The 13,895-nt window shown below is 69.4% G+C and carries 14 protein-coding genes; 11 read left to right on the top strand and 3 right to left on the bottom strand.

The annotated features are described in order from the left end of the window. Positions 1-815, top strand: an 815-nt coding sequence (locus DY245_RS44985) for a PT domain-containing protein (protein WP_181924037.1), incomplete at its 5' end; no start/stop codon positions are given. A gap of 56 nt (positions 816-871) precedes the next feature. Here DY245_RS44985 and DY245_RS37060 read toward each other — a convergent pair. Beyond that, positions 872-1,390: a GNAT family N-acetyltransferase gene (locus DY245_RS37060; RefSeq protein WP_128511487.1), complete on the bottom strand. Its 519-nt coding sequence runs from the start codon at positions 1,388-1,390 to the stop codon at positions 872-874. Positions 1,391-1,525: 135 nt separating this feature from the next. Here DY245_RS37060 and DY245_RS37065 point away from each other — a divergent pair, with 135 nt between their 5' ends. The 3 genes from DY245_RS37065 (at position 1,526) to DY245_RS37075 (ending at position 4,317) form a co-directional block, all read left to right on the top strand. Beyond that, the gene (locus DY245_RS37065) at positions 1,526-2,827 is read left to right on the top strand and encodes a geranylgeranyl reductase family protein (RefSeq protein ID WP_128511498.1); all 1,302 of its coding nucleotides are present in this window, start codon (positions 1,526-1,528) and stop codon (positions 2,825-2,827) included. A gap of 95 nt (positions 2,828-2,922) precedes the next feature. Next, positions 2,923-3,378 (top strand): carboxymuconolactone decarboxylase family protein, encoded by a 456-nt coding sequence (locus tag DY245_RS37070; RefSeq protein ID WP_128511488.1) that lies wholly within the window; start codon positions 2,923-2,925, stop codon positions 3,376-3,378. Between the two features lie 123 nt (positions 3,379-3,501). After that, a complete protein-coding gene (locus DY245_RS37075) occupies positions 3,502-4,317 on the top strand; it encodes an alpha/beta fold hydrolase (RefSeq protein WP_128511489.1) in 816 nt (271 codons plus the stop codon). Between the two features lie 37 nt (positions 4,318-4,354). Here DY245_RS37075 and DY245_RS37080 read toward each other — a convergent pair whose 3' ends face one another. Beyond that, on the bottom strand, positions 4,355-5,182 hold the full coding sequence (locus DY245_RS37080; RefSeq protein ID WP_128511490.1) for an ATP nucleotide 3'-pyrophosphokinase: 828 nt from the start codon (positions 5,180-5,182) through the stop codon (positions 4,355-4,357). 254 nt (positions 5,183-5,436) lie between these two features. Next, a complete protein-coding gene (locus tag DY245_RS37085; protein ID WP_128511491.1) occupies positions 5,437-6,246 on the bottom strand; it encodes a C40 family peptidase in 810 nt (269 codons plus the stop codon). 726 nt (positions 6,247-6,972) lie between these two features. Between DY245_RS37085 and DY245_RS37090 the strand changes: the two genes are divergently transcribed. The 7 genes from DY245_RS37090 to DY245_RS37120 form a co-directional block, all read left to right on the top strand. Further along, positions 6,973-7,332 (top strand): NADH-quinone oxidoreductase subunit A, encoded by a 360-nt coding sequence (locus DY245_RS37090; RefSeq protein ID WP_128511492.1) that lies wholly within the window; start codon positions 6,973-6,975, stop codon positions 7,330-7,332. A 9-nt stretch (positions 7,333-7,341) separates the two neighbouring features. Further along, entirely contained in the window at positions 7,342-7,914 is a 573-nt protein-coding gene (locus tag DY245_RS37095; RefSeq protein WP_128511493.1) for a NuoB/complex I 20 kDa subunit family protein, read from the top strand. After that, complete coding sequence (locus DY245_RS37100; RefSeq protein WP_128511494.1) at positions 7,911-8,675, top strand: NADH-quinone oxidoreductase subunit C; 765 nt, start codon at positions 7,911-7,913, stop codon at positions 8,673-8,675. The genes DY245_RS37095 and DY245_RS37100 overlap by 4 nt, the downstream gene beginning before the upstream one ends. Next, positions 8,675-10,051, top strand: coding sequence for an NADH-quinone oxidoreductase subunit D (locus DY245_RS37105; RefSeq protein WP_128511495.1), 1,377 nt, complete (start codon positions 8,675-8,677; stop codon positions 10,049-10,051). Before DY245_RS37100 ends, DY245_RS37105 begins: the two co-directional genes overlap by 1 nt. Before the next feature lie 35 nt (positions 10,052-10,086). Beyond that, positions 10,087-10,938, top strand: a complete 852-nt coding sequence (nuoE, locus tag DY245_RS37110; protein WP_128511499.1) for an NADH-quinone oxidoreductase subunit NuoE — start codon at positions 10,087-10,089, stop codon at positions 10,936-10,938. After that, positions 10,938-12,320, top strand: coding sequence for an NADH-quinone oxidoreductase subunit NuoF (nuoF, locus tag DY245_RS37115; RefSeq protein WP_128511496.1), 1,383 nt, complete (start codon positions 10,938-10,940; stop codon positions 12,318-12,320). Before nuoE ends, nuoF begins: the two co-directional genes overlap by 1 nt. Next, positions 12,317-13,895 (top strand): NADH-quinone oxidoreductase subunit G (locus DY245_RS37120; protein ID WP_128511497.1); only part of this gene is annotated, 1,579 nt, incomplete at its 3' end. The genes nuoF and DY245_RS37120, both read left to right, overlap by 4 nt.

The raw sequence follows: 13,895 nt of genomic DNA on the forward strand, positions 1-13,895 counted from the left end.
CCACCCCCACCCCCACCGCGGCCGACCTGCCGCCCGTGCAGCTCGGTCAGCATCCGGTACCGCCGCCGCAGGCGGGCGCCGCCCCGCCCGAGGCGCTGTCCGAAGCGCCGCCCGCGCCGCGCCGTCGTGCGGTGAAGTGGCTGGCGCTGGCGCTGGCCGCGTTCCTGGTCGGCGGCGGTGCGACGGCCGGTGCGCTGTATTTCAAGAACCACCGGGGCGGCAGCGACACCAAGGCCGACAAGCCGGCCGCGGTCAAGAGCGGACAGCCCACCCACGGCCCCACCCCGTCCGTGACCCCGTCCCCCACGGTGACCCCGAGCGGCGGGCCGACCGCCACCCCTACGGGTGAGCCCACCGCGGGCCTCCCCGACGGCTTCGTCCAGAAGCACGACCCCTACGGGTTCTCACTCGCCGTGCAGCACGACTGGAAGCGTTCGACCAAGGGCACCCAGACCGACTACAAGGCGCCGGTCGGCAAGTCCTACCTGCGCATCGGCGTCATCGCCAACGCCCCGCAGTCCTCGTACGACAACTTCCTGAGCATGGAGAAGGGCGCCGAGAAGCGGACGAACTACCAGCGGACGGAGCTGCGGAAGAACACCTTCCAGAACAGCGCGGGCGCCCGCTGGGAGTTCACCTACGTCAATGACACGGGGAACACCGTGCACGCCATCGACCAGGCGTATGTCGCCGCCGACGGCACCGAATACAGCATCTATTACGAGTGCCTGGAAGCCCTCTACGACCCGGAGAACGACAAGGTGTTCAGCACGGCGCTGAGCAGCTGGTCGGTCAGCGACGTGGACGTGGACTAGGGCCTGTCCGATGGGTGATGGCCGGGCCCTCGTGCCGCGCACGAGGGCCCGACGCCTCATACCTCCAGACGGTGGCAGTACGCCTCCCGCTGCCTCGTCGGCGTGATCACCGTCTCCTCCCGCCGCATCCCCAGCCGCCGGGTCACCGCGAGCGACCGCTCATTGCGTGCGTCCACCATCGCGACGACCTGCCGGACGCCGGCCGCCCGTACGGAATCCAGTGCGGCCTGCGCCGCCGCCGTCGCATACCCCTTGCCCCAGTACGCGCGGCCGAGCCTCCAGCCGATCTCGATCTCACCGGCCGGGCCCCACTCCCACGGCCACGGCTGTGCGCCGGTGAACCCCATGACCGCGCCGTCCGCCGGATCCAGCAGTGTGTAGAGGCAGAAGCCCAGCTCCGCGTGGTGCCTGCGCTGGCGCGCGGTGAGCTCGTCGTACACCGAGAGTTCGGCGGGGGCGCCGCCGTGGAATTCCATGACATCCGGGTCGTTGAAGACCCGGTGCCAGTTCAGTGCGTCCTCGTCGGTGGGCACGCGCAGCTCGACGGCGGGGGGCGGTGTGGTCACAGGCTTCATGGGACAACCCTTCAGGTTCTGATCACCAAGGCCCCCATAGACTGCACATGCCCAGTGCCGGTCGGCACCCAGATATCCAGATATCGACTTCCGGGAGACACCGCCGTGACCGAGTCCGCGTCCGTGACCGATTCCGTGACCACAGCCCGCTCGGAGTACAGCGCGGATGTGATCGTCGTCGGTGCCGGGCCCGCCGGCTCGGCCACCGCCTACCACCTCGCCAAGTCCGGTCTGGATGTCCTCCTGTTGGAGAAGACCGCGTTCCCCCGCGAGAAGGTCTGCGGCGACGGGCTGACCCCGCGCGCCACCAAGCAGCTGGTCGCGATGGGCATCGACATCTCCGAGGAAGCGGGCTGGCTGCGCAACAAGGGCCTGCGGATCATCGGCGGCGGCTCCCGGCTCCAGCTCGACTGGCCGGAGCTGGCCTCGTACCCGGACTACGGACTGGTCCGTAAGCGCGACGACTTCGACGAGCAGCTGGCCCGGCAGGCGCAGAAGGCCGGCGCGCGGCTCTACGAGCGCTGCAATGTGGGCGCGCCGATCATCAACGAGCTGACCGGCCACATCACCGGCGTCCACGCCAAGCTCGGCGAGCCCGGATCCGATTCCAAGGACACCACCCCGGTCACCTTCCACGCCCCGCTCGTCGTCGCCGCCGACGGCAACTCCACCCGGCTCTCGCTGGCCATGGGCCTGCACCGGCGCGAGGACCGCCCCATGGGCGTGGCCGTGCGGACGTACTTCACCTCGCCCCGGCACGACGACGACTACCTGGAATCCTGGCTGGAGCTGTGGGACCGGCGCGGCGCCCAGGACCGGCTGCTGCCCGGCTACGGCTGGATCTTCGGCATGGGCGACGGTACGAGCAATGTCGGCCTCGGCATCCTCAACTCCAGTTCGGCGTTCCGGGAGCTGGACTGGCGCGAGATCCTCAAGGCGTGGTGCGCCTCGATGCCCGCCGACTGGGGCTACACGCCGGAGAACATGACCGGCCCGATCCGCGGTGCCGCCCTCCCGATGGCCTTCAACCGGCAGCCGCACTACACCAAGGGCCTGCTGCTGGTGGGTGACGCGGGCGGCCTGGTCAACCCGTTCAACGGTGAGGGCATCGCGTACGCCATGGAGTCCGGCGCCATCGCCGCCGAGGTCATCGTGCAGGCGCAGGCCCGCGCCACCTACGCCCAGCGCGAGCTGGCGCTGCAGCGCTACCCGAAGATCCTCAAGGACACCTACGGCGGCTACTACTCGCTCGGCCGCGCCTTTGTGAAGCTCATCGGCAACCCCAAGGTCATGAAGATCGCCACCCAGCGCGGTCTGACCCACCCGCTGCTGATGCGCTTCACCCTCAAGATGCTCGCCAACCTCACCGACCCCACGGGCGGCGATGCGATGGACCGCATCATCAACGGTCTGAGCAAGGTCGCCCCGAAGGCGTAGAACCGCGGGCGAAGAAATTCTTGGCCGCTCCTGTCACATCCTCCGGCCGGGATCCGTCAGTGCAGTGACGACGAGATCTCCCAAGGAGCGCAGCGATGGAAGCACGCATGAAGAACCCCGCGGTGGTCATCCCCGAGGCCATGCAGCCCCTCCTCGACGTGGCCAAGGCGACGCGGAAGGGCGGGGTGCCGGAGTCGACGCTGGAGCTGGTGCATCAGCGCGCCAGCCAGATCAACGGCTGCAGCTTCTGCGTCGACGGGGGCGTCAAGAGCGCCCGGAAGAACGGCGTGAGCGATGAGCAGCTGTTCGCGGTCGCGGCCTGGCGCGAGGCGCCGTACTTCTCGGACGCCGAACGTGCCGCCCTCGCGCTCACCGAGGCGGTCACCCGGCTCGCCGACCGCTCCGACCCGGTGCCGGACGACATCTGGGACGAGGCGGCCGACCACTTCGACGAGAAGCAGCTGTCGGCGATCATCCTGACGATCGGCCTCACCAACCTCTTCAACCGGCTCAACGTCACCACCAAGCAGCTGGCGGGCGCGGGCTGGTAACCGAGGCAGACGCCACTCGCCGGCCATGACCCGAGAGGTAATTGAGTCCTCCTCCGCCCGCCGCGAATCTTGTGAACGTCACGGACACCGCGTGGCACACGACCGTAAACGGGAGGATTCGGCATGTTCTTCGAGACGCATGACGGGACGCGGCTGTTCTACGAGGACTACGGCCAGGGCGAGACGATCGTGTTCGTGGCCAGCGCCATGCTCAACACCGACATGTGGGAGTACCAGATCCCGTTCTTCGCGGAGCGCGGCTTCCGCTGTGTCGCCTTCGACCGGCGGGGCCACGGCCGCTCGGACCGCCCCTCGGCCGGATACGACGTCGACTCGACCGCCGACGATCTTGCCGCCCTGTTGGCGCACCTCGATCTGCGGGACGTCACCCTCGTCGGGCACTCCCTGGGCGGCGCCGAGATCGCGCGCTACCTGGCGCGGCACGGCTCGGAGCGGGTCACCCGTGCGGTGTTCATCGCGGCGATGCTGCCGTTCCTGAAGCAGACGGACGACAATCCGCACGGCCTGCCGGAGGCCGCCATGGCGGCGTCGATGGCGCAGATGCGGGCCGACCGGCCCAAGTGGCTGGCCCGCCAGGCGCAGGCGTTCTTCGCCACCCACCTCGGCAACGAGGTCTCGCCGGCCCTGATCGATCACACCATGGCGCAGTGTCTGTCGGCCTCGCCGTGGGCGACGTTGCAGGCGCAGCGGGAGGTGCTGCACACCGACCACCGGGCCGGGCTGCGCGAGATCGGCATCCCGACCCTTGTCGTCCACGGCGCGGCCGACTTCTCCGCACCGGTCGAGGTCACCGGCCGCCGCACCGCCGAGCTGATCCCGGGCACCACGTACAAGGAGTACCCGACGGCCGGCCACGGCATCTACGCCAGCCATCACGCTCAGCTCAACGCCGATCTGCTGGAGTTCATCAAGGCGTGAGCCGCGGCCGGCGGGTGTCCCGTGTCCGTCAGCCCACTCAGACGCGGGCCGGAGCGGGGAGGCGGCGGGCCGGGTCCGGTGCCGGGAGGTGGCGGGCCGGGGCGGTCAGCCGGTCGGCGCCCGGCGGGACCGGCACCGCCGCGAAGATCGCGTTCTGCTGCTCCTGGAGCTCCCGCACCCTCTCCGGCGGAGTGCCGGGCAGCCGCTGCTCCTCGTACAGCTTGTGCGTCTCCAGCTGCGCCGCCTTGCTCTCGGGGGTGTGGAACTGGACCTCGAAGAGCTGGTGGGAGCGGGGTGCGCGCCAGGCGGAGTTGACCGCCTTGTAGCCGGCGGTCCGGTTCCAGGTGTTGGACCAGCGGGTGCTGTCGTTGCCCCAGGAGGACAGCAGCCCGGCCGCGGAGTCGACGCCCTGGCTGTACCTCCCGGCGGGCCACTGGAGGGTGAAGCGGACCGCGTCATTGATCTTGCCGAGCGAGGTGTCCACGGTCTGCCCCGGCGACTCCTGCATCGAGGTGGCGACCTTGCGCTTGAGCGAGTCCGGGGACTTCAGCCGCTGGTCGAAGCCGATCAGATCGGCGTGGCTGAGCCGGGCGGCCGCGCGGATCTGCGGAGTGATGGAGCGCTCGGCCCGCCGGGCGCGGGCGACGAACGCGTCCACCTTCTTGTTGTCCGCGGCGTTCAGCGCCAGCCCGTCCTGGTGCCAGCCGCCGTCGGGGTCGGTGTCGGCGAACGGGGCGGCGAGCGGGGCGGCGGACGGAGCCGATGCCGTCGCCGTATGGACCGCGCCCAGGCCGAGTGCGGTGGCCAGGGCGGCGGCCGTCGCGGCCCGGGTGACGATCCGGTGGGCGGTGCGATGGGTGTTCATCGGAGCGCGGAGTCCCTCTCTCTGCGGGCGCCGCACGGGGCCCAACGGGCAGATGTGCGGCATATGGCGAGAGATGCAACGGTGCGCACCGGTCATCGGTGGCTCCACGGGCGGCCTTCGGCCCGTACCTGGCTTGATCGTGGCGCTGGACGGCGCGAATCGGCCGCCGGAGAGACCGCCCACTACGGCGAAGGACCGCCTCTCCCGGGCGGCGGGAGGGGCGGTCCTTCAGGGGTACCGGATGCGCGGCGGTCTCAGAGGACGCGCACCGCGCCGGTCGGCATGTCGTAGCTGAGCGGGCGCTCGACGATGCCGGTGCTCGGGTTCTGGGCGCCGATGAAGTTGCCGTTACCGACGTAGACACCGACGTGGTAGGCGCTGCCCGCGCTGCCCCAGTACAGGATGTCGCCGACCTGGAGGTTGTCCAGACCGACCTGGGTGCCGGCGGTGGACTGGTCCTGCGACACACGCGGCAGGTCGATACCGATCTGGCTGAACGCGGCCTGGGTCAGGCCGGAGCAGTCGTACGACGAGGGGCCGCTGGCGCCGAGCACGTAGGCCTTGCCCAGCTGCGCCTTGAGGAAGGCGACGAGCGTGGCGGTGCTGCCGGTGCCGGTGGAGGCGGACGCCGGGGCGGACAGGGTCGACCGCTCGGAGGAGCGCGAGGCACGGGCCTGCGCGGCCTCCTTGGCCTCCTTGGCCTTGCGGGCCTCCTCGGCCTTCTTCTTGGCCTCGGCCTTGGCCTTCTTCACGGCCTCGGCCTTGTGCTTCTCCGCGGCCTTGGCGGCCTTGGTGAATGCACTCTCCTGGAGCGCCTGACGCTCGTAGTTGAACGCGACCTGCTCGGCGGTGTCGGCGCTCCGGGCGGCGCTGGTTGCCAGCGCCGTCGTGATCGTCGGCATCTCCTGGGTCTCGGCGACGGGCTTTTCCGCGGCGTTGGCCGGCACGGTCGCGCCGGTCACCGCGAGGGTGAGGAAGCCACCGGTCACGCCCGCACGCAGGGCCCGCGAGGACGCGGAACGGCGGGGCTTCCGGTGGCTGGGTATGAGTGCGTTCGTGGACATGGCAATAACGGCTATCAGGAGCCGGAGGTTGCTGCCAAGAAAGGTGCAGTGCGCCACACTTGACGCGTACGCGACGAACAAAACGGACTTTTGTCCGCCCGGCGAGCCAGCGGCGCGATGTCCGAATTTCGCGATCATGTTCCTACGCATGGCATTTGGCGCTCCATGCGACCTCGGCGGGGGCCTATCACTTCCGCATCCGCCACGCCAAGGCTTCCCGGGCGTCAAGGACCTAGTGCATGAAATCGCGTGGGATAGGTCACTCTTGAGTGTCCGTTATGTTCCCGTGACCCGGCGCGGGCCGGCCGCTCGTGAATCGGGGCACGCGCCGACGATCACGGTCGGGTCACGGGCGGATCGTGTCCACGGTGTGCGCCTCATATAGCAGTTGGGCGCGTCCAGCACCAATTTGCCTGTAGCGGCTACCACTTGATATTGGCAACCCCGCCCTGACCAGCGGTAACCCATGTGAATGTCACCTCTCGTGATCACTCGCGCGCTTCGCGTATGAAGATCACCGCTCATCCGACTTCATGATCCTTCGCCGGGTGGTGGAGATCACAAAGGCGTTGTTCGACCCCGTGTCGCAGATCACAGACCAGCGGGCATAAGATGCAGGCGGTTCGGGCTTGTGAACTGCCTCACATATGCACGATCTCCACGGGGCAGCCAGAGGGCCCGAGCGGACCGCCATCCAGTCATCGTCGACTGAAGGGAGCGAGGACGGTGAACGCTTACGCGCCCATCCTCGTACTGGGAGCCCTCGGGGCAGGCTTTGCGATCTTCTCCGTCGTCATGGCCACCCTCGTCGGACCCAGGCGCTACAACCGGGCCAAGCTCGAGGCGTACGAGTGCGGAATCGAGCCGACGCCACACCCTGCCGGTGGCGGTCGCTTCCCGATCAAGTACTACCTGACGGCGATGCTCTTCATCGTCTTCGACATCGAGATCGTCTTCCTCTATCCCTGGGCCGTCACCTTCGACGCCCTGGGGCTTTTCGGGCTCGTCGAGATGCTCCTCTTCGCGCTCACCGTCTTCGTCGCCTACGCCTATGTATGGCGTCGTGGCGGCCTGGAATGGGACTAGGGGTCACACATGGGACTTGAAGAGAAGCTGCCGAGCGGCTTTTTGCTGACCACTGTCGAGCAGGCCGCGGGCTGGGTGCGCAAATCATCGGTCTTCCCGGCGACCTTCGGGCTGGCCTGCTGCGCCATCGAGATGATGACGACCGGCGCCGGGCGCTACGACCTGGCCCGCTTCGGCATGGAGGTCTTCCGCGGCTCACCGCGGCAGGCGGACCTGATGATCGTGGCCGGCCGGGTGAGCCAGAAGATGGCGCCCGTTCTGCGGCAGGTCTACGACCAGATGCCGAACCCGAAGTGGGTGATTTCCATGGGGGTTTGCGCCTCATCAGGCGGAATGTTCAATAACTACGCGATTGTCCAGGGCGTCGACCACATCGTCCCCGTCGACATCTATTTGCCGGGCTGCCCGCCGCGTCCCGAGATGCTGATGGACGCGATTCTCAAGCTTCACCAGAAGATCCAGAACACCAAGCTCGGGGTCAATCAGCAGCAGGCCGCCCGCGAGGCGGAGGAAGCGGCGCTCAAGGCGCTCCCGCTGATCGAGATGCCCCTCTCGTCCGGGAAGAAAGGGCTGCTGCGGTGAGTGAGCAGAAGAACCCCGAGCGTCCCGGCGAGCCGAACGGCCAGGAGGAGGCCGTTCCGGCGCAGCGCGACGACACCGGCGAGGTGATCGGCACCCGCCGCGGCATGTTCGGCGCCAACAACGGCGGCGACACCACCGGCTACGGCGGCCTCGTACGGACCGTCCGGCTGCCCGGCGCGAGCCTGCGCCCGTACGGCGGGCCACGCGCCGAGGGAGCCTACGGAGAGTTCGACGAGATCGCCGACGAGCTGGAGGGCGCCCTCGACGAACAGGGCCTGATCCCCGAGAACGTCATCACCAAGACCGTCGTCGACCGCGACGAGCTGACCTTCCACATCGAGCGCGAGTATCTGCCGACCGTCGCCAAGACGCTGCGCGACGACCCCGCGCTGCGCTTCGAACTGTGTACGGGCGTCAGCGGGGTGCACTTCCCCGGCGACCAGGGCCGCGAGCTGCACGCCGTCTACCACCTGCGCTCGATCACCCATAACCGGCTCATCCGGCTGGAGGTCTCCGCCCCGGACGCCGACCCGCACATCCCCTCGCTCGTCGACGTCTATCCGACCAACGACTGGCACGAGCGCGAGACCTACGACTTCTTCGGAATCGTTTTCGACGGCCACCCGGCGCTGACCCGGATCATGATGCCGGACGACTGGCAGGGCTTCCCGCAGCGCAAGGACTACCCGCTCGGCGGCATCCCCGTCGAGTACAAGGGCGCCCAGATTCCGGCTCCCGACCAGCGGAGGTCGTACAGCTGATGACTACTGCACCGCACTCCCACTCCTCGAACGGCCACCGCACGTCGAGCGACTTCGACACGCAGGAGTCCCTCGCCCGCGAGACCACCGAGGGCACCGTCTACAACGTCTCCGGTGGTGACTGGGACGAGATCGCGGCCGCCGCCGTCAAGTCCGACGACGAGCGGATCATCGTCAACATGGGGCCGCAGCACCCCTCCACGCACGGCGTGCTCCGGCTGATCCTGGAGATCGACGGCGAGACCGTCACCGAGGCCCGCTGCGGCATCGGCTATCTGCACACCGGCATCGAGAAGAACCTCGAATACCGGACCTGGACGCAGGGCACCACCTTCGTGACGCGGATGGACTACCTCACGCCGTTCTTCAACGAGACGGCCTACTGCCTGGCCGTGGAGAAGCTGCTCGGCATCACCGACGACATCCCCGACCGGGCCACGGTCATCCGCGTGATGCTGATGGAGCTCAACCGGATGTCCTCCCACCTCGTGGCCATCGCCACCGGCGGTATGGAGCTGGGCGCCACCACGATCATGATCTACGGCTTCCGTGACCGTGAGCTCATCCTCGACATCTACGAGCTGATCACCGGCCTGCGGATGAACCACGCCTACATCCGGCCCGGCGGCCTCGCCCAGGACCTGCCCCCGGGCGCCGTCGACCAGGTGCGCGCCTTCATCAAGAAGATGCGCAAGAACCTCCCCGAGTACGACAAGCTCGCCACCGGCAACCCCGTCTTCAAGGGCCGCATGGAGGGCATCGGCTATCTCGACCTGGCCGGCTGTATGGCCACCGGCGCCACCGGGCCGATCGTGCGCGCCGCCGGACTGCCGCACGACCTGCGCAAGACGCAGCCGTACTGCGGCTACGAGAACTACGACTTCGAGGTGCCGACCGCCGACACCTGCGACTCCTACGGCCGGTTCCTGATCCGGCTGGAGGAGATGCGCCAGTCGCTGCGGATCGTCGAACAGTGCCTGGACCGGCTGGAGCCCGGCCCGGTGATGGTCGCGGACAAGAAGATCGCCTGGCCCGCGCAGCTGGCCCTCGGCCCGGACGGCCTGGGCAACTCCCTCGACCACATCAAGAAGATCATGGGCACCTCGATGGAGGCCCTGATCCACCACTTCAAGCTGGTGACCGAGGGCTTCCGGGTCCCGCCGGGACAGACCTACGCCGCCGTCGAGTCACCCAAGGGCGAGCTGGGCGTGCATGCGGTCAGCGACGGCGGCACCCGCCCCTACCGGGTGCACTTCCGCGACCCGTCCTTCACCAACCTGCAGGCCATGGCGGCGATGTGTGAAGGCGGCCAGGTCGCCGACGTCATCGTCGCCGTCGCGTCCATCGACCCCGTGATGGGAGGCGTCGACCGGTGAACGCCACTCCGGCAAACCACGACGTGCAGCTGGGGATGCCCGCACTCCCCGCCCCGGACTACCCGGCGGACGTACGGGCCCGGCTGGCAGCGGACGCCAAGGAGGTGATCGCCCGCTACCCCGACTCGCGCTCGGCGCTGCTGCCGCTGCTGCACCTCGTCCAGGCCGAGGAAGGGCATGTCACCCGCACCGGCATCCGCTTCTGCGCCGAGCTGCTCGACCTCACCACCGCCGAGGTCACCGCCGTCTCGACCTTCTACTCCATGTACCGACGCAAGGCCGGCGGCGACTATCAGGTCGGGGTCTGCACCAACACGCTGTGCGCGGTGATGGGCGGCGACGCCATCTTCGAGGAGCTCAAGGAGCATCTCGGCGTCGGCAACGGCGAGACCACCGAGGACGGCACCGTCACCCTCGAACACATCGAGTGCAACGCCGCCTGCGACTTCGCCCCCGTCGTGATGGTCAACTGGGAGTTCTTCGACAACCAGACGCCCCGGTCCGCCAGGCAGCTCGTCGACGACCTGCGGGCCGGCCGGACCGTTGAGCCCACCCGCGGCGCACCGCTGTGCACCTTCAAGGAGACCGCGCGGATGCTCGCCGGATTCCCGGACGAGCGGCCGGGCGCCGTCGAGGCCACCGGAGGCGCCGGGCCCGCCTCGCTGATCGGGCTGCGGCTCGCCAGGGGCGAGGGCGCCCCCGGCCGCGGCGCCGACCATGTCATCGCGCCGCGCACCACCGCCGACGGCCCGACCGAAGAACCCCCCTCCGGCCACCCCTCCGGCCAGGCACCCCCGGGTCACCCGAGCTCACACGACGCACCGCACGAAACCTCGGCCTCCGACAAGCAGCACCCGGCCGGCCCGAGCGCAGAGGAGGGGGAGTGATGACCGTGGCAGCCGAATATGGGGGCGCCCCCCGGCCGGAGACCGGTGGAGAGTCGAGCCCCGAAAAGCTCCTCGTGCCCGTCCTGTCCGCCTTCTGGGACCAGCCCGAATCCTGGACGCTGGAGACCTACCGCCGGCACGAGGGCTACGAGGGCCTGCGCAAGGCGCTCGCGATGCCCCCCGACGACGTCATCGCCTACGTCAAGGACGCCGGGCTGCGCGGCCGCGGCGGCGCGGGCTTCCCGACCGGCATGAAGTGGCAGTTCATCCCGCAGGGCGACGGCAAACCGCACTATCTCGTGGTCAACGCCGACGAATCCGAGCCCGGGACCTGCAAGGACATCCCCCTTCTCTTCGCGAACCCGCACTCCCTCATCGAGGGGATCGTGATCGCCTGTCATGCGATCCGCTCGAACCACGCCTTCATCTATCTGCGCGGTGAGGTCGTGCCCGTCCTGCGGCGGCTGCACGAAGCCGTACGCGAGGCGTACGCGGCGGGCTACCTCGGCAAGAACATCCTCGGCTCGGGACTCGACCTGGATGTGATCGTGCACGCGGGCGCCGGCGCGTACATCTGCGGTGAGGAAACCGCGCTGCTCGATTCCCTGGAGGGCCGTCGCGGACAGCCCCGGCTGCGTCCCCCCTTCCCGGCGGTGGCCGGCCTCTACGCCTGCCCCACTGTCGTGAACAACGTCGAATCCATCGCGTCGGTTCCCGCGATCATGAACAAGGGCAAGGACTGGTTCAGGTCGATGGGCAGCGAGAAGTCCCCGGGCTTCACGCTCTACTCGCTCAGCGGCCATGTCACCAACCCCGGCCAGTACGAAGCCCCGTTGGGCATCACCCTGCGCCAGCTGCTCGACATGAGCGGCGGTATCCGCCGCGGCCACCGGCTGAAGTTCTGGACGCCCGGCGGCTCCTCGACGCCGATGTTCACCGACGAGCACCTCGACGTCCCCCTCGACTACGAGGGCGTCGGCGCGGCCGGCTCGATGCTCGGCACCAAGGCGCTGCAGTGCTTCGACGAGACCACCTGCGTCGTACGGGCGGTCACCCGCTGGACCGAGTTCTATGCGCACGAGTCCTGCGGCAAGTGCACGCCCTGCCGCGAAGGGACCTACTGGCTGGTGCAGTTGCTGCGCGACATCGAGGCCGGCAAGGGGCGGATGGACGACCTCGACAAGATCGACGACATCGCCGACAACATCAACGGCAAGTCCTTCTGCGCCCTCGGCGACGGCGCCGCCTCGCCGATCTTCTCCTCGCTCAAGTACTTCCGCGAGGAGTACGAGCAGCACATCACCGGCAAGGGCTGCCCCTTCGACCCCGCCAAGTCGACCCTCTGGGCCGACAACGACGCTCACCTGGGGGTGAACGCATGACCGTCGCCACGAACGCTCCCTCGGGGGGCGGCGATGCGGTGATCCCGCCGGAGGACCTCGTCACCCTGACGATCGACGGCATCGAGATCTCCGTCCCCAAGGGGACGCTGGTCATCCGCGCCGCCGAACTCCTCGGCATCGAGATCCCGCGCTTCTGCGACCACCCGCTGCTGGACCCGGCGGGCGCCTGCCGGCAGTGCATCGTCGAGGTCGAGGGCCAGCGCAAGCCGATGGCCTCCTGCACCATCACCTGCACCGACGGCATGGTCGTCAAGTCGCAGCTCACCTCCCCGGTGGCCGAGAAGGCCCAGCGCGGGGTGATGGAGCTGCTGCTGATCAACCACCCGCTGGACTGCCCGGTCTGCGACAAGGGCGGCGAGTGCCCGCTGCAGAACCAGGCGATGCAGGTCGGCGACCCGGAGTCGCGCTTCGAGGGCAAGAAGCGCACCTTCGCCAAGCCGGTGCCGATCTCCACCCAGGTGCTGCTGGACCGCGAGCGGTGCGTGCTGTGCGCGCGCTGCACCCGCTTCAGCAACCAGATCGCCGGCGACCCGATGATCGAGCTGGTCGAGCGCGGCGCCCTCCAGCAGGTCGGCACCGGAGAGGGCGACCCCTTCCAGTCGTACTTCTCCGGCAACACCATCCAGATCTGCCCGGTCGGCGCGCTCACCTCCGCCGCGTACCGCTTCCGCTCCCGCCCCTTCGACCTGGTCTCCTCGCCGTCGGTGTGCGAGCACTGCGCGGGCGGCTGCGCGACCCGTACGGACCACCGGCGCGGCAAGGTCATGCGGCGGCTGGCCGCCAACGACCCCGAGGTCAACGAGGAGTGGATCTGCGACAAGGGGCGGTTCGCCTTCCGCTACGCGCAGCAGCGCGACCGGCTGGAGCACCCCCTGGTACGCAACCGGGAGTCCGGTGAACTGGAGCCGGCGAGCTGGCCCGCGGCCCTGGAGGCGGCGGCCCGCGGACTGGCCGCGGCCAAGGGCCGCACCGGCGTGCTGACCGGCGGCCGGCTGACCGTCGAGGACTCCTACGCGTACGCCAAGTTCGCCCGGATCGCCCTGAACACCAATGACATCGATTTCCGGGCGCGGGTGCACAGCGCCGAGGAGGCCGACTTCCTGGCGGCCCGGGTCGCCGGCCGCGGCCGGGACCTGGACGGCAGCGGCATCACGTACACCGCGCTGGAGAAGGCGCCGGCCGTTCTGCTGGCCGGTATCGAGGCCGAGGAGGAGGCCCCCGGGGTCTTCCTGCGGCTGCGCAAGGCGCACCGTAAGGGCGGGCAGCGCACGTACGGGCTGGCCGGTTACGCCTCCCGCGGGCTGATCAAGGCCGGCGGCACACTGCTGCCGGCCGCGCCCGGCACCGAGACCGAATGGCTCGACGCGCTCGCGGGCGGCGTCGGCCTGGAGGGCGAGGGGCTCGCCGCGGCCGAGGCGCTGCGGGCGGACGGCTCGGTGATCATCGTCGGTGAGCGGCTGGCGTCGGTGCCCGGCGCGCTGACCGCCGCGCTCCGCGCCGCCACCGCCACCGGCGCCCGGCTGGTGTGGATCCCGCGGCGGGCGGGCGAGCGCG

It is taken from the genome of Streptomyces inhibens (assembly GCF_003389455.1).
Classification (GTDB): Bacteria; Actinomycetota; Actinomycetes; order Streptomycetales; family Streptomycetaceae; genus Streptomyces; species Streptomyces inhibens.

What these genes read in the sequence shown, in the direction of transcription:
- DY245_RS37060 (WP_128511487.1), bottom strand. Translation starts at nt 1,390, where the DNA reads ATGAAGCCTGTGACCACACCGCCCCCCGCCGTCGAGCTGCGCGTGCCC.
- DY245_RS37070 (WP_128511488.1), top strand. Translation starts at nt 2,923, where the DNA reads ATGGAAGCACGCATGAAGAACCCCGCGGTGGTCATCCCCGAGGCCATG.
- DY245_RS37075 (WP_128511489.1), top strand. Translation starts at nt 3,502, where the DNA reads ATGTTCTTCGAGACGCATGACGGGACGCGGCTGTTCTACGAGGACTAC.
- DY245_RS37080 (WP_128511490.1), bottom strand. Translation starts at nt 5,182, where the DNA reads ATGAACACCCATCGCACCGCCCACCGGATCGTCACCCGGGCCGCGACG.
- DY245_RS37085 (WP_128511491.1), bottom strand. Translation starts at nt 6,246, where the DNA reads ATGTCCACGAACGCACTCATACCCAGCCACCGGAAGCCCCGCCGTTCC.
- DY245_RS37095 (WP_128511493.1), top strand. Translation starts at nt 7,342, where the DNA reads ATGGGACTTGAAGAGAAGCTGCCGAGCGGCTTTTTGCTGACCACTGTC.
- DY245_RS37105 (WP_128511495.1), top strand. Translation starts at nt 8,675, where the DNA reads ATGACTACTGCACCGCACTCCCACTCCTCGAACGGCCACCGCACGTCG.
- nuoE (WP_128511499.1), top strand. Translation starts at nt 10,087, where the DNA reads ATGCCCGCACTCCCCGCCCCGGACTACCCGGCGGACGTACGGGCCCGG.
- nuoF (WP_128511496.1), top strand. Translation starts at nt 10,938, where the DNA reads ATGACCGTGGCAGCCGAATATGGGGGCGCCCCCCGGCCGGAGACCGGT.